At 71.6% G+C, this 24327-nt stretch carries 20 protein-coding genes, 1 tRNA gene and 1 pseudogene; 13 read left to right on the top strand and 9 right to left on the bottom strand.

The window, feature by feature from the left end; all coding sequences use genetic code 11:
- Window positions 1-91: 91 nt before the first annotated feature.
- From ACGFZK_RS23785 to ACGFZK_RS23765, 5 genes are all read left to right on the top strand, one after another.
- Window positions 92-580: a septum formation initiator family protein gene (locus tag ACGFZK_RS23785; protein WP_393850865.1), complete on the top strand. Its 489-nt coding sequence runs from the start codon at window positions 92-94 to the stop codon at window positions 578-580.
- 56 nt (window positions 581-636) lie between these two features.
- Complete coding sequence (locus ACGFZK_RS23780; RefSeq protein WP_393850864.1) at window positions 637-1185, top strand: DUF501 domain-containing protein; 549 nt, start codon at window positions 637-639, stop codon at window positions 1183-1185.
- On the top strand, window positions 1182-2123 hold the full coding sequence (locus ACGFZK_RS23775) for an exopolyphosphatase (protein WP_393850863.1): 942 nt from the start codon (window positions 1182-1184) through the stop codon (window positions 2121-2123). Before ACGFZK_RS23780 ends, ACGFZK_RS23775 begins: the two co-directional genes overlap by 4 nt.
- Before the next feature lie 390 nt (window positions 2124-2513).
- Window positions 2514-3899 (top strand): NAD(P)/FAD-dependent oxidoreductase, encoded by a 1386-nt coding sequence (locus tag ACGFZK_RS23770; RefSeq protein WP_393850862.1) that lies wholly within the window; start codon window positions 2514-2516, stop codon window positions 3897-3899.
- 169 nt (window positions 3900-4068) lie between these two features.
- On the top strand, window positions 4069-5466 hold the full coding sequence (locus tag ACGFZK_RS23765; protein WP_393850861.1) for a class I SAM-dependent methyltransferase: 1398 nt from the start codon (window positions 4069-4071) through the stop codon (window positions 5464-5466).
- A gap of 237 nt (window positions 5467-5703) precedes the next feature.
- On the opposite strand, the pseudogene ACGFZK_RS23760 reads toward ACGFZK_RS23765, so the two are convergent.
- The 3 genes and pseudogenes from ACGFZK_RS23760 to ACGFZK_RS23750 all read right to left on the bottom strand — a co-directional run.
- Window positions 5704-6045: pseudogene (locus ACGFZK_RS23760) on the bottom strand (IS30 family transposase); the annotation flags it as partial.
- A 104-nt stretch (window positions 6046-6149) separates the two neighbouring features.
- Window positions 6150-8702 (bottom strand): ABC transporter permease, encoded by a 2553-nt coding sequence (locus ACGFZK_RS23755; RefSeq protein WP_393850860.1) that lies wholly within the window; start codon window positions 8700-8702, stop codon window positions 6150-6152.
- A 55-nt stretch (window positions 8703-8757) separates the two neighbouring features.
- Window positions 8758-9522, bottom strand: coding sequence for an ABC transporter ATP-binding protein (locus tag ACGFZK_RS23750; RefSeq protein WP_393850947.1), 765 nt, complete (start codon window positions 9520-9522; stop codon window positions 8758-8760).
- Between the two features lie 409 nt (window positions 9523-9931).
- Here ACGFZK_RS23750 and ACGFZK_RS23745 point away from each other — a divergent pair.
- Together ACGFZK_RS23745 and ACGFZK_RS23740 are read left to right on the top strand one after the other, a co-directional pair.
- A tRNA-Leu gene (locus ACGFZK_RS23745) sits at window positions 9932-10013 on the top strand.
- Between the two features lie 146 nt (window positions 10014-10159).
- Complete coding sequence (locus ACGFZK_RS23740; protein WP_393850859.1) at window positions 10160-11008, top strand: Bax inhibitor-1/YccA family protein; 849 nt, start codon at window positions 10160-10162, stop codon at window positions 11006-11008.
- 135 nt (window positions 11009-11143) lie between these two features.
- On the opposite strand, the gene ACGFZK_RS23735 is transcribed toward ACGFZK_RS23740, so the two are convergent.
- Window positions 11144-11374, bottom strand: a complete 231-nt coding sequence (locus ACGFZK_RS23735; protein WP_189971141.1) for a DUF4287 domain-containing protein — start codon at window positions 11372-11374, stop codon at window positions 11144-11146.
- Window positions 11375-11475: 101 nt separating this feature from the next.
- Between ACGFZK_RS23735 and ACGFZK_RS23730 the strand changes: the two genes are divergently transcribed.
- Window positions 11476-11820 carry a hypothetical protein gene (locus ACGFZK_RS23730; RefSeq protein ID WP_393850858.1) on the top strand — a complete coding sequence of 115 codons (345 nt, stop codon included), beginning with the start codon at window positions 11476-11478 and terminating at the stop codon, window positions 11818-11820.
- Here ACGFZK_RS23730 and ACGFZK_RS23725 read toward each other — a convergent pair.
- From ACGFZK_RS23725 to ACGFZK_RS23715, 3 genes are all read right to left on the bottom strand, one after another.
- Window positions 11804-12619: a hypothetical protein gene (locus ACGFZK_RS23725; RefSeq protein ID WP_393850946.1), complete on the bottom strand. Its 816-nt coding sequence runs from the start codon at window positions 12617-12619 to the stop codon at window positions 11804-11806. The genes ACGFZK_RS23730 and ACGFZK_RS23725 overlap by 17 nt on opposite strands.
- Window positions 12620-12913: 294 nt before the next feature.
- On the bottom strand, window positions 12914-14134 hold the full coding sequence (locus tag ACGFZK_RS23720; protein ID WP_393850857.1) for an acetyl-CoA C-acetyltransferase: 1221 nt from the start codon (window positions 14132-14134) through the stop codon (window positions 12914-12916).
- 121 nt (window positions 14135-14255) lie between these two features.
- Window positions 14256-15254 (bottom strand): SGNH/GDSL hydrolase family protein, encoded by a 999-nt coding sequence (locus tag ACGFZK_RS23715; protein WP_393850856.1) that lies wholly within the window; start codon window positions 15252-15254, stop codon window positions 14256-14258.
- A gap of 128 nt (window positions 15255-15382) precedes the next feature.
- Here ACGFZK_RS23715 and ACGFZK_RS23710 point away from each other — a divergent pair, with 128 nt between their 5' ends.
- On the top strand, window positions 15383-16768 hold the full coding sequence (locus tag ACGFZK_RS23710) for a cystathionine beta-synthase (protein WP_393850945.1): 1386 nt from the start codon (window positions 15383-15385) through the stop codon (window positions 16766-16768).
- 366 nt (window positions 16769-17134) lie between these two features.
- On the opposite strand, the gene ACGFZK_RS23705 is transcribed toward ACGFZK_RS23710, so the two are convergent.
- On the bottom strand, window positions 17135-17518 hold the full coding sequence (locus ACGFZK_RS23705) for a hypothetical protein (protein WP_393850855.1): 384 nt from the start codon (window positions 17516-17518) through the stop codon (window positions 17135-17137).
- 141 nt (window positions 17519-17659) lie between these two features.
- On the opposite strand from ACGFZK_RS23705, the gene ACGFZK_RS23700 reads away from it, so the two are divergent.
- Window positions 17660-18502: a MurR/RpiR family transcriptional regulator gene (locus ACGFZK_RS23700; protein ID WP_393850854.1), complete on the top strand. Its 843-nt coding sequence runs from the start codon at window positions 17660-17662 to the stop codon at window positions 18500-18502.
- Between the two features lie 22 nt (window positions 18503-18524).
- On the opposite strand, the gene ACGFZK_RS23695 is transcribed toward ACGFZK_RS23700, so the two are convergent.
- Entirely contained in the window at window positions 18525-19907 is a 1383-nt protein-coding gene (locus ACGFZK_RS23695; protein ID WP_393850853.1) for a diaminopimelate decarboxylase, read from the bottom strand.
- Between the two features lie 104 nt (window positions 19908-20011).
- Here ACGFZK_RS23695 and hutU point away from each other — a divergent pair, with 104 nt between their 5' ends.
- The 3 genes from hutU to ACGFZK_RS23680 are packed head-to-tail and all read left to right on the top strand — an operon-like array spanning window position 20012 to window position 24206.
- Complete coding sequence (gene hutU, locus ACGFZK_RS23690; RefSeq protein ID WP_393850852.1) at window positions 20012-21676, top strand: urocanate hydratase; 1665 nt, start codon at window positions 20012-20014, stop codon at window positions 21674-21676.
- An 11-nt stretch (window positions 21677-21687) separates the two neighbouring features.
- Window positions 21688-22878 carry an allantoate amidohydrolase gene (locus tag ACGFZK_RS23685; protein ID WP_393850944.1) on the top strand — a complete coding sequence of 397 codons (1191 nt, stop codon included), beginning with the start codon at window positions 21688-21690 and terminating at the stop codon, window positions 22876-22878.
- Window positions 22869-24206, top strand: coding sequence for a formimidoylglutamate deiminase (locus ACGFZK_RS23680; RefSeq protein WP_393850851.1), 1338 nt, complete (start codon window positions 22869-22871; stop codon window positions 24204-24206). Before ACGFZK_RS23685 ends, ACGFZK_RS23680 begins: the two co-directional genes overlap by 10 nt.
- Window positions 24207-24327: the final 121 nt, after the last annotated feature.

Below are 24327 nucleotides of genomic sequence, written 5' to 3'. Positions count from 1 at the left end.
CTGAGGGGCTGGCCTCCGTACGTCCCCGCACTCGGTCCCGTACCGTGTGCGGGGACGTATTGCGTAGTGCGTACCTAGGGGAGGCGGACCAATGGCCGGGAACCGGGATCGGTTCTCCACCTTCTCCACCGCGACCAGGCTCAAGCAGCTCGGCGAGCGGACCGCCGCCCACGTCTACCGCTCGCAGTCGCGGCGCCAGGTCCGCCGCAGCCGGCTCACCGGCCGCGCCGCGCTCCTGGTCCTCGTCCTCTGTACGCTGGTCGTCGCCCTCGCGTATCCGATGCGCCAGTACGTGTCCCAGCGCTCGGAGATCGCGGAGCAGCAGCGGGCCGCCGCGGCCGCGCGGGACCGCCTCGAGCGGCTCCGCGACGAGAAGGCCCGCTGGCAGGACGACGCCTACGCGGAGCAGCAGGCGCGCAAGCACCTGCACTTCCTGCGCCCGGGGGAGATCGGCTACATCATGAGCGAGCCCGGGGCCCGGCCCCAGGAATCGCACCGGACCGGCAACGCCGGCTCCGACCGCCCCTGGTACTCCAACGTCTGGGACGGCGTCGACAAGGCCGACCGCCCCGGCGACTGACCCGTACCGCCGTACCGCAGCACCCATCCACGAGAACGAAGAGACTTCCTCCAGGCATGCAGACGCCCCCGCCCCAGACCGACCGGACCGAGCCGACCGACGCCGACATCGAGGCGTTCCAGCAGCAGCTCGGCCGCCCCCCGCGCGGGCTGCGCGCCATCGCGCACCGCTGCCCCTGCGGGCAGCCCGACGTGGTGGAGACCGCCCCGCGGCTCCCCGACGGCACCCCCTTCCCGACGCTGTACTACCTGACGTGCCCGCGCGCGGCCTCCGCGATCGGCACGCTGGAGGCGAACGGCGTGATGAAGGAGATGCAGGCCCGGCTCGCCGAGGACAAGGAACTGGCCGCCGCCTACCAGGCCGCCCACGAGGACTACATCGAGCGGCGCGACGCCATCGAGGTGCTCCAGGGCTTCCCGAGCGCCGGCGGCATGCCGGACCGGGTGAAGTGCCTGCACGTGCTGGTCGGCCACTCCCTCGCCGCCGGCCCCGGGGTGAACCCGTTCGGCGACGAGGCGCTGGCGATGCTGCCCGAGTGGTGGGCCAAGGGCGCCTGCGTCACCCCGTGCGGGGAGAAGAAGGACGACAAGGAGCAGCAGGCGTGACCCGGGTCGCCGCCGTCGACTGCGGTACGAACTCCATCCGGCTGCTCGTGGCGGACTGTGACCCCGCCACCGGCGAGCTGGTGGAGCTGGACCGCCGGATGACCATCGTCCGGCTCGGCCAGGGCGTGGACCGGACCGGGCGCCTGGCGCCGGAGGCGCTGGAGCGCACCTTCGCCGCCTGCCGCGAGTACGCCGGGGTCATCAAGGAGTTCGGCGCGGAGCGGCTGCGCTTCGTGGCGACCTCGGCCTCCCGGGACGCCGAGAACCGGGCGGACTTCGTCCGGGGCGTCCTGGACATCCTGGGTGTCGAGCCCGAGGTGATCTCAGGTGACCAGGAGGCGGAGTTCTCCTTCACCGGCGCCACCAAGGAGCTCACGGCGCACGAACACCTTCGGCGGCCGTTCCTGGTGGTGGACATCGGCGGCGGCTCGACCGAGTTCGTGGTCGGCGAGGAGCACGTGAGGGCCGCCCGTTCCGTGGACGTGGGCTGTGTCCGGATGACCGAGCGTCACCTGGTGGTGGACGGGGTCGTCACCGACCCGCCGACCGCGCAGCAGGTCGCCGCGATCAGGGCCGACATCGAGGCGGCGCTGGACCTGGCCGCCGAGAGCGTCCCGCTGTCCGAGGCGCGCACCCTGGTGGGCCTGGCCGGCTCGGTGACGACGGTCGCCGGGATCGCGCTGGGGCTGCCGGAGTACCTCTCGTCCGCCATCCACCACTCCCGGATCTCCTACGAGCAGGTCCGCGAGATCAGCGAGCGGATGCTGACGCAGACGCACGCCGAGCGCGCGGCGATTCCGGTGATGCACCCGGGCCGGGTGGACGTGATCGGCGCGGGCGCTCTGGTGCTTCTGGCGATCATGGAACGCATCGGTGCATCCGAGGTTGTCGTGTCGGAGCACGACATCCTCGATGGAATCGCTTGGTCCATCGCCTGAACGACCTTCGAAGCAGCTTGTGAAGGGCTCCTGGGTCGGTGATCCAAACGAACTTCGTGAAGTTCTTCACAAGGAAAAGGGGTCTGTTGGGTCGACGGAAGGGTCCTTTGGGCCCTTCCGGAGGTCCATAGGCCCCTTTTCGCGCGCGTTCGTGCGATCGGCGGAAGCGACGGCTTCCGCGTCAGACGTATGGACGAACCCCTGTGGTCCAGTCCGGTTCCGGCCTTGGAGGCCAGTTCAGGACGGGTGAACAACGACTCCGGACCCCTCGCGGTTCCCGTCGCGTGTCATGACCTCCGTCACGTGGGCGGCGGAGTGTAGCAGAGGGTCTCCAGGTCCTTGTGAAGGGGCTCACGAGCGACACCCCTTTGGGTGCTGGATACTCGTTCCATGAGCACCACGGAGCGTCCCAGGATCCTCGTTGTAGGAGGTGGGTACGTAGGCCTGTACGCAGCCAAGCGCATCATGAAGAAGATGCGTTACGGCGAGGCGACCGTCACGGTCGTCGACCCGCGCTCGTACATGACCTACCAGCCCTTCCTCCCTGAAGTGGCCGCAGGCAGCATCTCGCCTCGGCACGTCGTCGTTCCGCTGCGACGCGTGCTGCCCAAGGCAGAGGTTCTCACCGGCCGGGTCACCAGCATCGACCAGGACCGCAAGGTCGCCGTCGTCACGCCGCTGGTCGGCGAGGCGTACGAGCTGCCCTTCGACTACCTGGTGATCGCGCTCGGCGCCGTCTCCCGCACCTTCCCGATCCCCGGCCTCGCCGAACAGGGCATCGGTATGAAGGGCGTCGAAGAGGGCATCGGCCTGCGCAACCACGTCCTCGAGCAGCTCGACAAGGCCGAGTCCACGACGGACGAGAACGTCCGCCGCAAGGCCCTCACCTTCGTCTTCGTCGGCGGCGGCTTCGCCGGTGCGGAGACCATCGGCGAGGTCGAGGACATGGCCCGCGACGCCGCGAAGTACTACTCCACGATCAAGCGCGAGGACATGCGCTTCATCCTGGTCGACGCGGCCGACAAGATCCTTCCCGAGGTCGGGCCCAAGCTCGGCACCTGGGGCAAGGAGCACCTCGAGTCCCGCGGCATCGAGATCTACCTCAACACCTCCATGGACTCCTGCGTGGACGGCCACGTGGTGCTGAAGAACGGCCTCGAGGTCGACTCCAGCACCATCGTGTGGACCGCCGGCGTCAAGCCGAACCCGGTGCTGGCCCGCTACGGCCTGCCGCTGGGCCCGCGCGGCCACGTCGACGCCGAGCCGACCCTCCAGGTCAAGGGCACGGACTACATCTGGACCGCGGGCGACAACGCCCAGGTTCCGGACATGGCCTCCCGCAAGGCCGGCGTCGAGAACGCCTGGTGCCCGCCGAACGCCCAGCACGCGCTGCGTCAGGCCAAGGTCCTCGGCGACAACGTCATCTCGGGCATGCGGGGCTTCCCGCAGGGCGAGTACTCGCACTCCAACAAGGGTGCGGTGGCGGGCCTCGGCCTCCACAAGGGCGTCGCGATGATCGTCATGGGCAAGACGAAGATCAAGCTCAAGGGCCGGCTCGCCTGGTACATGCACCGTGGCTACCACGGCATGGCCATGCCGACCTGGAACCGCAAGATCCGTGTCTTCGCCGACTGGACCCTCGCCATGTTCCTCAAGCGCGAGGTCGTCTCCCTCGGTGCCCTGGAGACCCCCCGCGAGGAGTTCTACGAGGCCGCCAAGCCGGCGCCGGCTCCGGCCGCCGCCGCGGCTCCGGCCGCGAAGGCCAAGGCCTCCTGACCGGTCCGACCGGCAGGACCTGAGCCCCACCGGCTCCGCACGCTTCACCCGTACGACCCGTACGACCCCGAAGGGGCCGCCCGCCATCCGTGGTGCGGGCGGCCCCTTCGGCGTACCCGGGGCCCGGGATGGGTAGACGGAGGGGTCGGAGCTTTTGTGGAGGTGCGCCATGACCGACGCCGCGCCGCGGCTCGCCGTTGTTGCCGAAACACTTCTGGGTGCCCCGCTGCCGGTACGCGTCCGGGCCTGGGACGGCAGTGAGGCCGGCCCGCCCGACGGCCCCGTGCTCGTGATCCACGACCGCCGCGCCGTGCGGCGGATGCTGTGGAGGCCCGGCGAGCTGGGGCTCGCCCGGGCGTGGGTGGCAGGGGAACTGACGGTCGAGGGAAATCTGTTCGACCTGCTGGACCGGGTGGCGGGCCTGCTCTGGGCACGGGACCCGGACGTGCCGCCCGTCGCCGCCGGCCCCACGGCCTCCACGGCGCAGGGCGGGCCGCCGCGGCTCGCGGCCCTCGCGCGCCGCGCCGGGTTGCCCGCGCTGTCCGCCCTCCCCGGGGCCCGGTGGCGCGACCCCGCCAACCGGGCCGCCGCGCGCGAGCTGATCGCCCTCGCCGGACCGCTGCCGCCGCCCGCGCCGCCCGCCGAGGAGGCGGACCGGCGGGGCGGGCAGCGCCACAGCAAGGGCCGCGACCGCCGGGCCGTCAGCCACCACTACGACGTCGGCAACGACTTCTACGAGCGGGTGCTCGGCCCCTCGATGGTGTACTCCTGCGCCTACTGGAGCCCCGGCTCCACCCTGGAGCAGGCCCAGCGCGACAAGCTCGACCTGGTCTGCCGCAAGCTCGCCCTGCGGCCCGGGGACCGGCTGCTGGACGTCGGCTGCGGCTGGGGCTCCATGGCGCTGCACGCCGCCCGCGAGTACGGCGTCCGGGTCACCGGCGTCACGCTCTCCCGCGAGCAGGCCGTGTACGCCCGCAAGCGGGTCGCGGAGGAGGGGCTGGCCGATCTGGTGGACATCCGGATCCAGGACTACCGGGACGTCAAGGACGGGCCGTACGAGGCCATTTCCTCCATCGGGATGGCCGAACACGTCGGCGCCGACCGCTACCGGGAGTACGCCCGCACCCTGCACGGCCTGCTGCGCCCCGGCGGGCGGCTGCTGAACCACCAGATCGCCCGCCGTCCGGAGCCGGACGAAGAGGCGTACCGGATCGACGAGTTCATCGACGCCTACGTGTTCCCCGACGGGGAGCTCTCCCCGCTCGGCACCACCGTCGGCGAACTGGAGCGGGCCGGCTTCGAGGTCCGCGACGTGGAGGCGCTGCGCGAGCACTACGGGCTGACCCTGCGGGCCTGGGTGGCCCGGCTGGAGGAGCACTGGGCCGAGGCGGTACGGCTGACCTCGCCCGGGCGGACCAGGGTCTGGCAGCTCTACATGGCCGCCTGCGCGCTCGGCTTCGAAGGGGGCCGCCTCGGGGTCAACCAGGTCCTGGCGGTGCGTCCCACGGCCTCCGGAGACGCCCGCCTGCCGCTACGCCTGCGCACCTGGGACGCGGAAACGGCCTAGTGCTGTGGCCGGAAAGGTTTGCCGGGTCGCGGCGTCCGGTGCGGTGCATCGCCAGGCGGAGGGCCACGGCTCGTACTGGACGTCCTTCCGTGGTCCGACAACGCCGCGAGGTGCCGTGCCGGGCGTCGCGACCCGGTGAACCTGTCCGGTCACAGCACTAGCAGCACCTCGGGAACGGGGAAGGGCCCCCGAGGCGATGGCGGTTTCTAGCGGTCGTTGCAACACGTGGTGGGTTGTCTAGGCCGCGAGCAGTTTATGCAGGCGCTCGGCTGGGGTTTCCCAGCCGAGCGTTTTGCGTGGGCGCCGGTTGAGCTGGTCGGCGACTGCGGCCAGGTGCTCGTGATCGTGGACCGCCAGGTCGGTGGCCTTGGGAAAGTACTGCCGCGGCAGACCGTTCGTGTTCTCGTTCGAGCCGCGTTGCCAGGGGCTGGCGGGGCCGCAGAAGTAGACCGGGATGTCGGTGGCGAGGGTGAACTGGTGGTGGCGGGCCATCTCGCTGCCCTGGTCCCAGGTCAGGGACCGCTTCAGCTGGGCGGGCAGGGTCTGGGCAGTAGCTGTCAGGGCGGTAAGGACGGCCTCAGCCCCGTGGTCGCCCGGCAGGTGCAGGACTGGGGTGTTGCAACGACTCCTAGAACCCAAGGATGCCTCGGGGGCCCTTCCGTCGTCCACGCCGCTGCCGCGCGCTACTCCGTCTTGATGGCGGTGAGCATGTTCAGGCGGGCGGCGCTGCGGGCCGGCCACATGGCGGCCAGGACACCGACCACGGCGGCCAGCAGGAGGAAGATGCCGATCCGGTCCCACGGGAGGATCAGTTCGTAGTTCGGCATGGCCTTCGCCATCGTGGTGCCGACCGCCCAGGCGAGGAAGATGCCGATGGCGATGCCCAGGGTGGCTCCGAAGAGCGAGATCACCACGGCCTCCAGGCGGATCATGTTCTTGACCCGGCCCCGGTCAAGACCGATCGCCCGCAGCATGCCGATCTCCTGGGTCCGCTCGAAGACGGACATCGCCAGGGTGTTGACCACGCCGAGCACCGAGATGATCAGCGCCATGCCGAGCAGGCCGTACATGACGTTCAGCATGGTGTTGATCATGCCGCCCATCTCGTTGCGCATGTCCTGCTGGGTGGCGACGTTGATGGCCGGGTTCTTGCCGAGCGCGTCGACGACCTTCTGCTGGCCGGCCTTGGACGCCCCGCCGTCGATGTTGACGTACACCTCTCTGACGGCACTCTCCTCGCTGTGCTGGGTGAGGATCTTGTCGTCGATGACGTACGGGGAGAGCAGGCCCTCCATGTCCTTGTAGACCGCGCCGACCTTGAGGGTGCCCTCCTGGCCGTCGTCGTACTTCACCTTGATCGTGGAGCCGACGCCGAGGTTCTGCTTCTTCGCGGTCTTCTCGGCGACCAGGACCTCGCCCTTGCCGAGGGAGTCCACCGAGCCGCCGAGGGTCTCGATGTTCAGCAGCTGGCCGATGGCGGCCGGGTTGACGCCGGAGGCGGACCGGAAGTCGTCGCCGACCATGAAGTAGCCGGCCGTCTGCGGGGAGACGGCCTTGATGCCCGGGGTCTTGGCCAGGGTCTCGGCCACCGACTTGTCGAGGTAGCCCATGCCGCCGGCCATGGAGACCTTGTAGTCGGCCTTGAGCTTCTCGGTGCTCATCCGGTCGACGACCTTGCCGACGGTGATGCCGAGCACCGACAGGGTGGTGACCAGGGTCAGACCGATCGCCAGGGAGGCGGCGGTGACGGCGGTGCGGCGCGGGTTGCGGACGGCGTTCTGGGAGGCCAGCTTGCCGGGGACCCCGAACACCTTCTGCAGCAGCGGGCGGACGGCACCGATGACCGGCCTGGAGAGCAGCGGCAGCAGCACGATCATGCCGATGAGCATGAAGAACGCGCCCGCGCCGATGGTCATGCGGCCGGTGTCGCCACCCTTGGACACGCCGAGCACGACCAGGCCGATGCCGAGGACGCTGATGATCGAGCCGATGACGTTGCGCACGACCAGCGACTTCGCGGTGGCCGGCAGGTGGGCGCTGCCCATGGCGGCGACCGGGGCGATCCGGCCGGTGCGCCAGGCGGGCAGCACCGCCGCGACCGTCGTGACCAGGATGCCGATGACCAGGGCCGCGATGATCGTGCCCGGGGCGATCACGAGGTCGCCGCCCGGGAGCTTGGCACCGAAGGAGCCGAGCACGGAGCGCATGGCGACCGCCAGGCCGATGCCGCCGATCAGGCCGACGACGGCGGACACGGCGCCGACGACCAGGGCCTCGGTGAGCACCGAGCGCATGACCTGACCGCGGTTGGCGCCGACGGCGCGCAGCAGGGCCAGCTCCTTGGTGCGCTGGGTGACCAGCATGGTGAAGGTGTTGTAGATCAGGAAGATGCCGACGAACAGCGAGATGCCGGCGAAGACGAGCAGCATGGTGCCCATCTGGCCGAGGCCCTCCTCGATGTCCTTGGCCTGCTCCGCGGCGAGCGCGGCGCCCGTCTGCGCCTTGGTGTGCTTGGCGTCGATCAGCGGCTTGATGTCGGCGAGCAGCTTCTCCGCGGAGGTGCCGTCCTTGGCCGCGACCGACATCTCCAGGAAGTAGCCCGGCTTGAGGTAGAGCTCCTGGGCGACCTTGGTCTCGAAGAGCACCAGGCTGCCGCCGGCCTGGACGCCGCCGTCCTCGGTGGTGAAGACACCGGCGAGGGAGTACTCCTTGACCGGGCCGTTCGTCGCGACGCGGACCTTGTCGCCGACCTTGTACGTGCCGGTGTCGGCGGTCGCCTTGTCGAGCGCGATCTCGTCGGCCTTGGCCGGGCCGGCGCCCTGGACGAAGGCGTAGCGCGGGTCCTTGCCGTCCTTGACGGGCGAGTAGTTCGCGCCCTGGTTCGACCAGCCGGCGCCGATCAGCTTGCCGTTCTCGTCGCCGACGCCGGCGAAGCCGCTGACGCGTCCGGAGACGGAGCCGACGCCCGGGAGCGCCTTGACCTTGTCGAGGGTGGCCTGGCCGATGCCGGGCTCGCCCTCCTTCTCGCCTTGTTCGTTGCGGCCCTGGCCGTACGAGGTGACGGAGACGGCCACGCCCTCGTAGCTCTTGGCGGACTGGCCGGAGAGGGACTTCTTGAGGGTGTCGGTGAAGACGAGGGTGCCGGAGACGAAGGCGACGCCGAGGGTGACGGCGAGCACCGTCATCAGCAGCCGGGCCTTGTGCGCGAGGACGTTGCGCAGGGCGGTACGGAACATGGGATTCGAGTCCTGGGGCTGGAAGTCTGGAGGAGGGCTTCGGAGGGGGCCCGGATCAGCTGGTGCGGCCCTTGGCGTCGAAGGCCTTCATACGGTCCAGCACGCCGTCGGCGGTGGGGTTGAGCATCTCGTCGACGATCTCCCCGTCGGCGAGGAAGATGACGCGGTCCGCGTAGGAGGCGGCGGCGGGGTCGTGGGTGACCATCACCACGGTCTGGCCGAGCTCGCGCACCGAGTTGCGCAGGAAGCCGAGGACCTCCGCGCCGGAGCGGGAGTCGAGGTTTCCGGTGGGCTCGTCACCGAAGATGATCTCGGGACGGGAGGCCAGGGCGCGGGCGACGGCCACGCGCTGCTGCTGGCCGCCGGAGAGCTGGGTGGGGCGGTGGGAGAGGCGCTCCGAGAGGCCGACCATGCTGATCACGGAGTCCAGCCACTGCTTGTCGGGCTTGCGGCCGGCGATGTCCATGGGGAGCGTGATGTTCTCCAGGGCCGTCAGGGTCGGCAGCAGGTTGAAGGCCTGGAAGATGAAGCCGATCTTGTCCCGGCGGAGCTGGGTGAGCTGCTTGTCCTTCAGGCTGCCCAGCTCGGTGTCGCCGATGCGGACGGATCCCGCGGAGAAGGTGTCGAGTCCGGCGACGCAGTGCATCAGAGTGGACTTGCCGGAGCCCGAGGGGCCCATGATCGCGGTGAACTGTCCCTGCGCGAAGTCCACGGTGACGTTCTGGAGGGCGACCACCTGGGTCTCGCCCTGGCCGTACACCTTGGAGAGGCCGGTGGCGCGGGCGGCCACGGCCTGGGTGGTGTGCGGGGCGTAGTTCATGGTGGTCACGGGACGGCTCCTCGGTCTGCGGTGCGGGGACGGTTCCATCCTCGCCGCGGGTGTGCCCGCTGCGGATCAGCCGCCGTGCCTGTTCCCCGGCCCACTGGAGTCTGACGGCGGGAGGGTGCGCCTCCTCCTCTGGTATGACAGGAGCCCTGGTCGACGGGCGGTGGCCCGGGGTGGCGCGGAGGGTGGCGCAGGGGGTGGCGCGGGCCATCGAAATTCCGTCATTCCCGTACAGGTGGTGATCGACGCCCAGAACCGGCCGACCGTGCATTCTCGGGTCTGACGGACCCTCAAGCGCCAATAAAATCAGACAACATCGGAAAGTTCGCTGCTCGGCAGGGAGAGCGATCCGGATAGGCTCGGCTCAGCGTTCAAGGCTTTTTCACGGGGGCCGCCACGCCTTGCCCGGATGGTGGAATGCAGACACGGCGAGCTTAAACCTCGCTGGCCTTCGGGCCGTGCCGGTTCAAGTCCGGCTCCGGGCACTCCGCAGCTCTCGCGGAGTCCCCCTCTTTATCTCCTGCGCTTCGCCGCGCCTTCTCCTAAGATCCTCCTCCAGCAGTAGGGTGCTTTCTTTGCGAGCGCATTACTCTTGTTGCAAGGCCGCGCTCGGTGGCCACGGAGGAGTGAGATGAGGAGCAGTAACCCGGTCTTCTCGCGACGGGGGTTCAGCCGCGACAACGGTGGCTACGCGGGGTTTGACGCGCAGCCGCAGCAGGCCGGGACCAACCCGTACGCGACGAACCCGTACGCGACCGACCCGACCACGGGCATGCCGCAGGCCCCGGCCCGCGCCAACGTGATGACCATGGACGACGTCGTGAGCCGTTCGGCCATGACGCTCGGCACGCTCATCGTGACGGCCACCCTCGCCTGGGTGGCGCTGCCGGTCGATCCGGAGAACCTCGGCACGTCGTACGCCATCGCCATCGGTGCCGGCCTCGTCGCGTTCGTCTTCGCGATCATCCAGTCGTTCAAGAGCAAGCCCGTCCCGGGCCTGATCCTGGCGTACGCGGCCTTCGAGGGTGTCTTCCTCGGCGTCATCAGCGCGGCCGTCAGCACCTACCTCGGCCCCGGCGTGGTCATGCAGGCCGTGATGGGCACGATGTGCGTCTTCGCCGCCGTGCTCTTCGCGTACAAGATGCGCTGGATCCGCGTCACCCGCCGCTTCTACGGCTTCGTGATGGCCGCGACCCTGGGCTTCATCCTGCTCATGCTCGTGAACTCGCTGTTCGCGATCTTCGGCGGCGGTGACGGCCTCGGCTTCCGCAGCGGCGGCCTCGGCCTGCTGTTCGGCGCCATCGGCGTCATCCTCGGCGCCTGCTTCCTCGCCCTCGACTTCAAGCAGGTCGAGGACGGCATCGCCTACGGCGCTCCGCGCGAGGAGTCCTGGCTGGCGGCCTTCGCCCTGACCATGACCCTGGTCTGGATCTACGTCGAGATGCTGCGCATCTTCTCGATCCTCTCGGGCGACGACTAGCAGGACCCGCAGGCCGACCGACCGGCCTGCGCACGGCATGGGGAAGGCCCCGCGAGCACACCGCTCGCGGGGCCTTCCCGCATCCAGGGGTACGAGGACGAGGGAATCGGGGGCATGTGGGTCGGGGGCGAGGGCTCAGCCGAACCGGCGTGCGGCTCTGCGCAGGTCGTACTCGTGGATGATCGCCTTGGCCTGGCCGTACGACAGTTCGTGCGCGCCGCGCAGCCAGCTGACCTTCTCCTCGAACCGGACGAGTGAGGGGCCGTCGTCCACGGTGCGGAGCCAGTCGGAGAGTTCACGACCGGTGGTCTGGGGGATTCTGTCGATCATGTTGCGGTGGGTCTGCTCGGAGAACTCTACGGACATGGGCGCCTCCGGAGGTATCGCCGTGCTGTTCTCTTCACGCCACCGTGCCGGAGAGTTCGCCCGTTGGCAATGGTGCCCGGGCGGCGCGTAGGGTCGGCCGCGTGCTTGATACTTCGCCCCTGACCGCCGTCGTGGAACGTTTCGCCGACCGGCTGCGGGCCGCGCCGCAGAGCCGCCTGCAGCAGGGCGCCGCCGCCGCGGCGCTGGACCTGGCCCGCGAGCTCTCCGTACGGGCCCAGCGGATCGAGACCCCCGGGCAGGCGCCCAGGGAGGTGCCCGACGCCGGCATCTTCGTCGTCGGCGACCAGGTGGCGGTGACCGGGCGGGACCTCGCCGAGGCGCTGCGCGCCGCCATCCCGGCCCAGGACGGCGCGAAGGCCCCGTCCGAGGTGCTGGACGAGGCCGTGCGGCTGGTGGAGCAGGCGGAGATCAGAGCGATGCGATGACGCGGTCCGCGAGGATGTAGACGTTGCTGTCGGGGTCCTCGGTGTCACCGCAGGAGAAGGTCAGCGCGTAGGCGCCGGAGATGCCCGAACCACCCAGCAGGACGGGCGCGGTGCCCGAGCGCAGGGCCTCGGCGAGGCGCTCCGCGGTCTCCCGGTGCCCGGGGGTCATGCACAGCGTCGTGCCGTCGGTGAAGACGTACACGTCGAGCGTGCCCAGCGGGCCCGGCCGGACGTCCGCGAGGGCCGTACGGGCCTCCGCGAGCTCCTCGAGGCGGTTCACGGTGCGCTCGTGGTCGGCGCCGGGGTGCGAGGCCTGGGCCGGCACGAAGTCGGGGTGCGAGGGGTGGCGCCGGCGCGCGGCGGCCAGCTCGGCCGAATCCTCGGGGTACCCGGGGAGCTCGTCGAGGATCTCCTCGCCGAGTACGGGCTCCAGCCCCACCAGGTCGGCCTGCCGGGGCAGGAAGAGCGGGCTCTCCTCGCCGAGCCCGGGCAGGCCGCCCAGCAGCGAGGGAGCGTCGGCGGCGTCGCGGGCCTCCTGCGCGGCCCAGAAGGCACGCGCCTCGGCCAGCTCGCGCTCGCGCTCCTCGGCGAGGGCTTCGGCCACCGCGGCTCGTATCTCCGCGGCGGGGGACTCGACGGCGCTGCGGGCGTGCGGGACGGTCGCACCACGAGGGTGGACCGGCAGCGCCAGCTCGGTGCGCAGGGCGGTGACCTGCTTGCGCAGACCATGGACGGCGTGCAGCGCAGCAGCGCCCACGGCGGTCGCAGCGGCCGTGGTCAGCAGCAGGGCAAGAGACATGGCGCTCACTGACTAACTCCTGAAGTGATTCGATCCCCCGACTTCCTACATCAGAGTGTCCCGACCTGGGAATGGCGTGCAGTGCATTACGTCACGAAATGGACAGGGCTTTCGTCACACGCGTAGCAGCTGTACCGGCTCTGACCTGGGTAAACACCGATCCCCCAGGAGATAGGTCACATCCTGGGGGAAATTTGGTCACAGGTCGGCTGCGAGTGGGTTGGATGGGGCGTCGGTACGCCGCAAGGGATCCGGCCGGATCCCTTGCGGCGCCTGGGTCCGCTCTTGATCCAATTAGCTCAGGCGCTCAATCACCATGGCCATGCCCTGGCCGCCGCCCACGCACATGGTCTCGAGACCGAACTGCTTGTCGTGGAACTGCAGGCTGTTGATCAGAGTGCCGGTGATCCGGGCACCGGTCATCCCGAAGGGGTGACCGACGGCGATGGCCCCGCCGTTGACGTTCAGCTTCTCCAGCGGGATCTCCAGGTCCCGGTACGACGGGATGACCTGGGCCGCGAAGGCCTCGTTGATCTCGAAGAGGTCGATGTCGCCGACGGTGAGGCCGGCCCGCTTGAGGGCCTGCTTCGACGCCTCGACCGGGCCCAGGCCCATGATCTCGGGGGAGAGGCCGGTGACACCGGTGGAGACGATCCGGGCCAGCGGGGTCAGGCCCAGCTCACGGGCCTTGGTGTCGCTCATGATGACCAGCGCCGCGGCGCCGTCGTTGAGCGGGCAGCAGTTGGCGGCGGTGACCAGGCCGTCGGGGCGGAAGACGGGCTTGAGGCCCTGCACGCCCTCCAGGGTCACGCCGGCGCGCGGGCCGTCGTCCGTGGAGACGACCGTGCCGTCCGGGGTGGTGACGGGGGTGATCTCGCGGGCCCAGAAGCCGTTCTTGATGGCCTCTTCCGCGAGGTTCTGCGAGCGGACGCCGAACTCGTCCATGTCCTGGCGGGTCACGCCCTTCAGGCGGGCCAGGTTCTCGGCGGTCTGGCCCATCGCGATGTACGCGTCGGGGACCAGGCCGTCCTCGCGCGGGTCGTGCCAGGACGCGCCCTCGCTCTGCGCGACCGCGGCCGTACGGGCCTCCGCGTCGCCGAAGAGCGGGTTGTGGGTGTCCGGCAGGCCGTCGGAGGAGCCCTTCACGGACCGGGAGACCATCTCGACGCCCGCGGAGATGAAGACGTCGCCCTCGCCCGCCTTGATGGCGTGCAGGGCCATGCGGGAGGTCTGGAGCGAGGAGGAGCAGTAGCGGGTGATGGTGGCGCCGGGCAGGAAGTCCATGCCCATCTGCACCGCCACGATGCGGGCCAGGTTGTGGCCCTGCTCGCCGCCGGGCAGGCCGCAGCCGAGCATCAGGTCGTCGATCTCGCGCGGGTCCAGGCCGGGGACCTTGGCCAGGGCGGCCTGGATGACCGTCGCGGTCAGGTCGTCCGGCCGCACGTCCTTGAGGGACCCCTTGAAGGCGCGCCCGATGGGGGAGCGGGCGGTGGAAACGATGACGGCTTCGGGCATCGGGACTCCAAGGGTGTGTTGCGGCTCTGAGCGGGACCGCAAGCGAAGTTACCGCCCCGTACGGTCCAGGTCACCGGCCGGGGCGTGTGACACGGGCCGCACTCGCCCGCGGGACGTCCGCTCAGGGCACCACCGGCTGGGCCGGGTCCGTGGCCGGCACCCGCCGCCGACGGCGGTGCTTGAGCAGTACCCAGGGGCCGCGGACCGCCGTGACCTCCGTACCCGCCTGGCCCGCGGCGGCCGACGCGGCCTTCGCCACCGGCAGCATGTCCTCGTCCCGGGACACGTCCAGCCGGTCCGACTCCGGCCACAGGCCGAGCGCCGCGCAGAGGGTCGGCAGCACGGCCATGGCCGCGGTCGCGTACCCCTCCGCCGACGGGTGGTAGGAGTCCGGGCCGAACATCTCGCGCGGGTTGGCGGCGAACTCAGGACCCAGCAGGTCCCCCATGGAGACCGTACGGGCGCCCAGTGCGACCACTCCTATGGTCTGCGCGGCGGCCAGCTGGCGCGAGACCCGGCGGGCCAGCCAGCGCAGCGGCTGGTACACCGGCTCGATCGTGCCCAGGTCCGGGCAGGTGCCCACGACGACCTCGGCACCGGCCATGCGCAGCCTGCGGACGGCCGAGGTCAGCAGCCGCACGGACTGGGTCGGCGGCATCCGGCGCGTCACGTCGTTCGCGCCGATCATGATCACGCAGACGTCCGGGGCGGGTGAGGCGCCGTCCAGCAGCAGGCCGGCCTGCCGGTCGAGATCGTCCGACATGGCACCCGAAAGAGCCACGTTGCGCAGCTCGACCGGCCGCTCGGCCACCGCCGCCAGCCCGGAGGCCAGCAGGGCCGCCGGAGTCTGCCGGGCCCGCCGCACGCCCAGGCCGGCTGCCGTGGAATCACCCAGCATGCCCAGGCGCAGCGGGCCCGGGCTCTGCTCCGGCCCGCCGAACTCGCTCCCGTACAGCCCGTCCGCGCGCGGCGGGTCCGGCAGCCCCGACCCCACCGTGCGCTTGGCGAACTGCATCTCGGCCACCACCAGCCCGACCGCGGCGGCCCCGACGAGTCCGAGTCCGCCTCCGCCGTACGCTGCCCCCGCCGCGATCCGGCGGGCTGTTCTCGCCCTGGACATCCTTCAGGCCACCTCCTCGGTCCCCATTGACCCCTACCTGCCCCGTACGCACGGTCGGCCAATCCCTTTCCGCATACTCTGGCCGGACCTCCCGGAGAACCCGTGGAGTCCCCTCCTTGGAGAACATGGTGCAATTCCACGACTCGATGATCAGCCTCGTCGGCAACACCCCGCTGGTGAAGCTCAACCGTGTGACCGAAGGCCTGCAGGCCACCGTCCTTGCGAAGGTCGAGTACTTCAATCCCGGTGGATCCGTGAAGGACCGGATCGCCGTACGGATGATCGAGGCCGCCGAGCAGAGCGGAGCCCTCAAGCCCGGCGGCACCATCGTGGAGCCGACCAGCGGCAACACGGGTGTAGGACTCGCCATCGTGGCCCAGCAGAAGGGCTACAAGTGCATCTTCGTCTGCCCTGACAAGGTGTCCATGGACAAGATCAACGTGCTGCGCGCCTACGGCGCCGACGTCGTTGTCTGCCCGACCGCCGTCGACCCCGAGCACCCGGACTCGTACTACAACGTGTCCGACCGCCTCGTGCGCGAGACCCCGGGCGCCTGGAAGCCCGACCAGTACAGCAACCCGAACAACCCCCGTTCGCACTACGAGACCACCGGCCCCGAGCTGTGGGACCAGACGGACGGGAAGATCACCCACTTCGTCGCGGGCGTCGGCACCGGCGGCACGATTTCCGGTACCGGCAACTACCTCAAGGAGGTCAGCGGCGGGAAGGTCAAGGTCATCGGCGCCGACCCCGAGGGTTCGGTCTACTCCGGCGGCTCCGGCCGCCCGTACCTCGTCGAGGGCGTCGGCGAGGACTTCTGGCCGACCGCCTACGACCCCGACGTCACCGACGAGATCATCGCGGTGTCCGACAAGGACTCCTTCCAGATGACCCGCCGCCTGGCGAAGGAGGAGGGCCTGCTGGTCGGCGGCTCCTGCGGCATGGCGGTCGTCGCCGCCCTCCGCGCCGCCGAGGGCCTCGGCCCGGACGACGTGGTCGTCGTCCTGCTGCCGGACAGCGGCCGCGGCTACATGAGCAAGATCTTCAGCGACGAGTGGATGGCGGGCCACGGCTTCCTGGAGGAGGCCGGACCGGCCGCCCGCATCGGCGACGTGCTGAACGACAAGGAGGGCGGCATCCCCTCCCTCGTCCACATGCACCCCGAGGAGACCGTCGGCGAGGCCATCGAGGTCCTGCGCGAGTACGGCGTCTCGCAGATGCCGATCGTCAAGCCGGGCGCCGGTCACCCGGACGTGATGGCCGCCGAGGTCATCGGCTCCGTGGTCGAGAAGGAGCTGCTCGCGGCGCTGTTCGCGCAGCGGGCGTCCCTGACCGACCCGCTGGAGAAGCACATGAGCTCGCCGCTGCCGCAGGTCGGCTCCGGCGAGCCGGTGTCCGAGCTGATGGAGGTGCTCGGCGAGGCGGACGCGGCGATCGTGCTGGTCGAGGGCAAGCCCACCGGTGTGGTGAGCCGTCAGGACCTGCTGGCCTTCCTCGCCAAGGCCGCGAAGTAGTCCGCAGGCGTACGGAGCCGCGCACGGCCTTCGCGCAATCGGTACGGGCCCGACACGTGGCGGCAGCACCGGCTTAACACGGCCGGGGCACAGTGGTGGTCGTCGGCAGGGAAGTCCGGGAGACCGGGACCCGGCCGGCACCACCGAACGGCGTTCGCGTACCTCCGGAGCGGCTCCCGGACCGCGCGAACGCCACGGACGCGGACGGCCCTGACCCGGCCGTGTCCTCCGCGGGGACCGCCGTCGTCCCGCCCCCGGGCAACCGGGGTGCGGCGGTCCCCGCGTACACTTTTCGCCCGTCGGCGTTCGAGGCGCGGGGGTTCGGGGCAGCGCCCCGCAGCGGACCCGCGCCCGGCCGGCGGCCGGTCAGACCCCGGAGTCCCGGGTGCCGCGCCGGAGGCGCCGGGCATGGATGAAGTTCACGCCCACGATCCCCGCCCAGGCGACGATCAGCCCCGCCAGCCGGGCCTGCGTGGCGGCGATCGCCGACAGCGGGATCGCCAGGACCAGGGTGATGATCGCGAAGCCGAAGCGTTCGCCGAAGTTCCCGTCCCCCGGCAGCGCGGACGGCGTCCGGCCGTCCCCGCGGGCAGCGGACAGGCGTTCCTCCGCCAGCCGGCGCCGGACCTGCGTGTCGACCTTCTCGACGAACGAGTCCACCAGCGCGGCCTCGTACTCCGGCCCCAGCTCGCGCCGGGCGTCCATCGTCGCGTCGAATTCCTTCTTCAGCTCTCGGGCGTGGGCGTCCATACCCCCAACGTAGGAACCCCCGCGGGCCCCGGCACTGGGGCTAGCCCCCGTATCCGCATCGCGGGCACCGGCTTGCCCCGCTGCATAACCGCATGCAGAGTGCTCCGTGACTGAATATCTCACCGGGACGGAGGGGACGGGATGAGTGACAGCCCGGCCGCGCGGCTGCAGAAGCTCTTCGAGGGGCACCGGCTGACGCCGACCCAGCGGCGGATCGCGCACTGCATGGTGCGCGGAGCGGCGGAGGTGCCCTTCCTGTCGAGCGTCGAGCTCGCCGAACTGGCCGGGGTGAGCCAGCCCTCGGTGACCCGGTTCGCCGTGGCGCTCGGCTTCGACGGATATCCCGCGCTCCGCCGCCACCTGCGCGAGGTGGCCCCCGCCGAGCGGCCCGAGGCCGCCCACGAGGACTCGTACAACGAGTACCAGCAGGCCGTCCTCGGAGAGATCGAGAACCTGCGGCAGCTGGCGGCGATGCTCGCCGATCCCGCGCCGGTCCAGGAGGCCGGGCGGCTGCTCGCCGCCTCGACGCCGCTGCCGGTGCTCGGGCTGCGGGCGGCCTCCTCGCAGGCGCGCGGGTTCGCGTACTTCGCGTCCAAGGTTCACCCGGACGTGCGGCTCCTCGACGAGGGCGGCTCCATGATGGAGGACCGCATCGACGCGGCGCTCTACGAGGGGGCCACGGCGCTGCTCTGCTTCGCGCTGCCCCGCCACCCCCGGGAGGTCGTGGACACGCTGGAACGCGCGCGGCAGGCGGGGCTGACCGTGGTCACGGTCGCCGACTCGGCCTTCGCCCCGGTGGCCCGCCACTCGGACCTGCTGATTCCGGCCCAGGTCGGCACCGGGCTGGCCTTCGACACGGCGTGCGCGCCGATGCTGCTGGGGCGGGTGCTGCTGGAGTCGATGGCGGACGCGCTGCCGGACGCGCAGGCCCGGCTGGAGGCCTTCGACGCGCGGGCCGCGGCGCGGGGTCTGTTCGTGGAGTAACCGGCCGTTTCCGGCCCCAGGGCTACAGCAGGGCGTCGCGGAGGGCGCCGCCCGCCTCCGCGACGATCGCCGACACGTCCTGCGCCGGCCTGGCAAGGCCGAAGCGGACCTCGCCCGGCGCCGTGAGCGTGAAGCCGTGGACCGCCGGGCGCGGGAGGCTGTTGTAGCCGTAGTGCGCGGTGAAGAAGTACGCGCCGGTGTCCGGGACGCCGATCAGGTCCCCCGGGACCAGCCGGGGCAGCTCTCTGGCCGTGGCCAGCAGGTCCCCGGCGAAGCAGGCCGGGCCCGCGATGTCCTGGGCCACCGGGTCGCCGGTCTTCGGGGCGCCCTTCGCGTCGTAGGGCAGGATCCGCACCGGCCAGGCCGCCGGGGCGTACGCGGTCCGGGTCGCCAGCTGGACCCCGGCGTGGGTGAGCGCGATCGGCCGGGATCCGCTGGTCTTGGTGTACTCGACCCGGGCCAGCACCAGGCCGTGCTTGGCCAGCAGGGACCGGCCGAACTCCGTGACCAGGCCGTACGAACCGTCGAAGAGGGCGGGGACCGCCTCGCGCAGGGCGGCCACGTACTGCGCGTGGGTGGGGGTCTCCTCGTCGGAGGCGAAGTTCACCGGCAGGCCGCCGCCGATGTCGAGGGTGTCGACCTGGCGCCGCCCGGCCGCCGCGTTGATCTCCTCGGCCAGCGCGTGCAGTTCCCGTACCCCTTCGGCGATCAGGGCCAGCGGCACGCCCTGGGAGCCCGAGTGGACGTGCAGCCGGGTGAGCCACGGCCGGTCCAGGTAGGCCCGTACGAGCCACGCCCGCGCGCCGGGGTCGCGCAGGGCGATCCCGAACTTCGAGGTCGTGGTCGCCGTGGACAGGGCGTCGATGGTTCCGGCGCCGGTCTGCGGGTTGATCCGCAGGCCGATCGGGGCCGCGCCGGGGGCGGGCGCCCGGCCGACGAGGGCGTCGAGGCGCTCCAGCTCCTGCGGGTTGTCGGCGTTGAGGGCGATGCCCAGCGCCAGGGCCTCGCGCAGCTCGGCCACCGTCTTGGCGGGGGAGTCCAGGACGGTCCGGGCGGCCGGGACCCCCGCCGCCCGGGCCAGCGCCAGCTCGCCGGGGCTGGCCACCTCGCAGCCGAGTCCGGCGTCGGCGAGCAGCCGCAGCACCGGGACGAGCGGGGCGGCCTTGACGGCGAAGGCGTGCAGGACGGGGGTGCCGGGGGGCAGCGCGGCCGCGAAGGCGCCGGTCAGGGCGGCGGCGGAGGCCCGGATCCCGGCGACGTCCAGCAGGCAGGTCAGCGGCTCCGCGCCGTCCGCCCCGCCCACGAGCCCCTGCTCCACGGCAGCCCGTACGGCCAGGTCCCGGCGCGCGGCGGCGCTCTCGGCGGAGCCCTCGGTGACGCCCGCGCCCTCCGTGTGTGCAGCCATGTCGGCCATCCCATCATTCGACGGGGCCGGCCGCAGCTGTTGACTGAATCTATTCATGGAGCGAGGATGTGAATGGATTGACCAACATCGGAGGAGGCACCGCCATGTCAGGACCCCGCCCCGTACGTGCCGCGCGAGGCACCGAGCTCAGCACCCTGGGATGGCAGCAGGAGGCCGCGCTGCGGATGCTCCAGAACAACCTCGACCCCGAGGTCGCCGAGCACCCCGACAAGCTCGTCGTCTACGGCGGCACCGGCAAGGCCGCCCGCGACTGGCGCTCGTACGACGCCATGGTCCGCACCCTCCAGACCCTCAAGCAGGACGAGACGATGCTCGTCCAGTCCGGCCGTCCGGTCGGCGTGATGCAGACGCACGAGTGGGCCCCGCGCGTCCTGCTCGCCAACTCCAACCTGGTCGGCGACTGGGCCAACTGGGAGGAGTTCCGCCGCCTGGAGCACCTCGGCCTGACCATGTACGGCCAGATGACCGCCGGTTCCTGGATCTACATCGGCACCCAGGGCATCCTCCAGGGCACCTACGAGACCTTCGCCGCCGTCGCCGCCAAGAAGTTCAACGGCACCCTGGCGGGCACCATCACCCTGACCGCCGGCCTCGGCGGCATGGGCGGCGCCCAGCCGCTGGCCGTGACGATGAACGACGGCGTCGCCCTCTGCATCGACGTCGACCCGCGCGCCATCGACCGCCGCATCGAGCACCGCTACCTGGACGTCAAGGCCGACAACCTGCGCCACGCCCTCCAGCTGGCCGTCGAGGCACGCGACGCCCGCAAGCCGCTCTCCATCGGCCTCCTCGGCAACGCCGCCGAGCTGCTCCCGCAGATGCTGGCCGAGGGCGCGCCCGTCGACATCGTGACCGACCAGACCTCGGCCCACGACCCGCTCGCGTACCTCCCGGTCGGCGTCGCCTTCGACGACATGGCGGACTACGCGGCCAAGGACCCGGCCGGCTTCACCACCCGCGCCCGCGAGTCCATGGCCAAGCACGTCGAGGCCATGGTCGGCTTCATGGACGCCGGCGCCGAGGTCTTCGACTACGGCAACTCCATCCGCGGCGAGGCCCAGCTGGCCGGCTACGACCGGGCCTTCGCCTTCCCCGGCTTCGTCCCCGCCTACATCCGCCCGCTGTTCTGCGAGGGCAAGGGCCCCTTCCGCTGGGCGGCGCTGTCGGGCGAGGCCTCGGACATCCACAAGACCGACAAGGCGATGCTGGAGCTCTTCCCGGAGAACGAGTCCCTGCACCGCTGGATCAAGATGGCGGGCGAGCGCGTCCACTTCCAGGGCCTGCCCGCGCGCATCTGCTGGCTCGGTTACGGCGAGCGCGACAAGGCCGGCGAGCGCTTCAACGAGATGGTGGCCGACGGCACGCTCGCCGCGCCGCTGGTGATCGGCCGCGACCACCTCGACTGCGGCTCGGTGGCCTCCCCCTACCGCGAGACCGAGGCCATGCTGGACGGCTCCGACGCGATCGCCGACTGGCCGCTGCTCAACGCCATGGTCAACGTGGCCTCCGGCGCCTCCTGGGTCTCCATCCACCACGGTGGCGGCGTCGGCATGGGCCGCTCGATCCACGCGGGCCAGGTCACCGTCGCCGACGGCACCCCGCTGGCCGGCGAGAAGATCCGCCGCGTCCTCACCAACGACCCGGGCATGGGCGTCATCCGCCACGTCGACGCCGGCTACGACATCGCCGAGTCGGTGGCCGACGAGCGCGGCGTCCGCGTCCCCATGCGCGAGGGCGACGACGCGTGACCTTCCACGACATGTGGGCCGAGCTCGCACCCATCGGCCGCAACGCCGACACCGGCGGATACCGCCGGTACGCCTGGAGCGGGGCCGACGCCGACTGCCGGACCTGGTTCCAGGAGCAGGCCGAGGCGCGCGGGCTCACGTACGAGACCGACCGCAACGGCAACCAGTGGGCCTGGCTCGGCGACCCCCTCGCGGGGGACGCCGTGGTCACCGGCTCGCACCTGGACTCCGTCCCCGACGGCGGGGCCTTCGACGGCCCCCTCGGGGTGGTGTCCTCCTTCGCGGCCCTGGACGAACTCCGCAGGAGGGGCGCGGAGTTCTCCAGGCCACTTGCCCTCACCAACTTCGGTGACGAGGAAGGGGCCCGCTTCGGGCTCGCCTGCGTCGGCTCCCGGCTCACCGCCGGGCAGCTGACCAAGGAGAAGGCGTACGAGCTGCGCGACGCCGAGGGCATCTCCCTGCCCCAGGCCATGGAGGCCGCCGGATACGACCCCGACGCCATCGGGGCCGACCCCGAACGCCTGGGCCGTATCGGCGCCTTCGTCGAGCTGCACGTGGAACAGGGCCGGGCGCTCGACCTCTCCGGGGACCGGGTCGGCATCGCCTCCGCGATCTGGCCGCACGGCCGCTGGCGGTTCGACTTCCGGGGCGAGGCCAACCACGCCGGCACCACCCGGCTCGTCGACCGCCGCGACCCGATGCTCACCTACGCGGCGACCGTGCTGGCGGCCCGCACCGAGGCGGCCCTCGCCGGGGCCGTCGCCACCTTCGGGAAGATCTCGGTCGAGCCCAACGGGGTCAACGCCATCCCCTCCCTCGTACGCGGCTGGCTCGACTCCCGCGCCGCCGACCAGGTCACCCTCGACACCGTCGTCACCGCCATCGAGAAGGCCGCCCGCGAGCGCGCCGACCAGGACGGCATCGACCTCGGCATCGTCCGGGAGTCCTTCACCCCGGTCGTCGAGTTCGAGCACGCCCTGCGCGACGAGATGAACCGCATCCTGGGCGGGGCGGTCCCCGTCCTCGGAACCGGGGCGGGACACGACGCCGGGATCCTCTCCGCCGCCGTCCCGACCGCGATGCTGTTCGTACGGAACCCGACCGGGGTCTCCCACTCCCCGCGGGAGTTCGCCGCCGAGGACGACTGCGTGGCCGGTGTGCTCGCCCTCGCCGACGTACTGGAAGGACTGGCATGCCGCTGACGTACTGGCTGGAGCACGCCTGGCTCGGCACCCACGTCGAGCCGGGCGTCGCCCTGGAGGTCACCGCCGACGGGCGGATCGGCGCCCTGCGCACCGGTGTGGACAGCCCGCCCCCCGGGGCGGAGGTGCTGCGCGGCCTGACGCTCCCGGGCCTGGCCAACGCGCACAGCCACGCCTTCCACCGGGCCCTGCGGGGCACCGTCCAGGTCGGCTCCGGCACCTTCTGGACCTGGCGCGACCTCATGTACAAGGTCGCCCAGAACCTCACCCCCGACAGCTACTTCGCGCTCGCCCGCGCCGTCTACGCCGAAATGGCGCTGGCCGGCATCACCAACGTCGGCGAGTTCCACTACGTCCACCACGCCCCCGGCGGCGCCGCCTACGCCGACCCGAACGCCATGGGCGAGGCCCTGATCGAGGCGGCCGCGGCGGCCGGCATCCGGATCACCCTGCTGGACACCGCGTACCTGTCCTCCGGCTTCGGGGAGGCCCCCAACAGCCACCAGCTGCGCTTCTCCGACGGCACCGCCGAGGCCTGGGCCGAGCGCGCGAGCGCGCTGAAGCCCCGTGAGCACGCCCTGATCGGCGCCGCCATCCACTCGGTGCGCGCGGTACCGGCCGCCGAACTGGCCACCGTCGCCCGCTGGGCCGAGGAGCGCAGGGCCCCGCTGCACGTCCACCTCTCGGAGCAGACCGCCGAGAACGACGCCTGCCGGGCGGCCCACGGCCGCACCCCGACCCAGCTGCTGGCCGACCACGGCGTGCTCGGCCCGCGCACCACCGGCGTCCACAACACGCACCTGACCGACACGGACATCGCCCTCCTCGGCGGCACCACCACCGGCACCTGCATGTGCCCCACCACCGAACGGGACCTCGCGGACGGCATCGGCCCGGCGACCCGCCTCCAGCACGCGGGCAGCCCGCTGTCCCTGGGCAGCGACAGCCACGCGGTGATCGACCTGCTCGAGGAGGCCCGCGCGATGGAGCTCAACGAGCGCCTGCGCAGCCGGACCCGGGGCCACTGGACGGCGAACGCGCTGCTCGCGGCCGCCACCGAGGACGGCCACGCGGCGCTCGGACTCGCCGACGCGGGGCGTCTGGAGACGGGCGCGCTCGCGGACTTCACCACGATCGCGCTGGACTCCGTCCGCACGGCCGGTCCGCTGCCGCGGCTGGCCGCCGAGACGGCCGTCTTCGCGGCGACCGCCGCCGATGTCCGCCACACGGTGGTCGGCGGCCGCCACATCGTCCGCGACGGCGCCCACACCCTGGTGCCGGACGTCCCGTCCGCCCTGGCCGACGCCATTGGGGCACTGCGAGCCTGACGCTGCTCTCCCCCCACCCCGCCCCTTCCCGAAACCGGGCGCTGCCCGGACCCGGTCCTCAAACGCCGGACGGGCTGGAAGATCCGGCCCCGCCGGCGTTTGAGGCGCGGGGTCCGGGCAG

It is taken from the genome of Streptomyces sp. NPDC048257 (genome assembly GCF_043201855.1).
In the GTDB taxonomy this organism is placed as follows: Bacteria; Actinomycetota; Actinomycetes; order Streptomycetales; family Streptomycetaceae; genus Streptomyces.
This window is presented reverse-complemented; position numbering and strand designations above follow the sequence as displayed.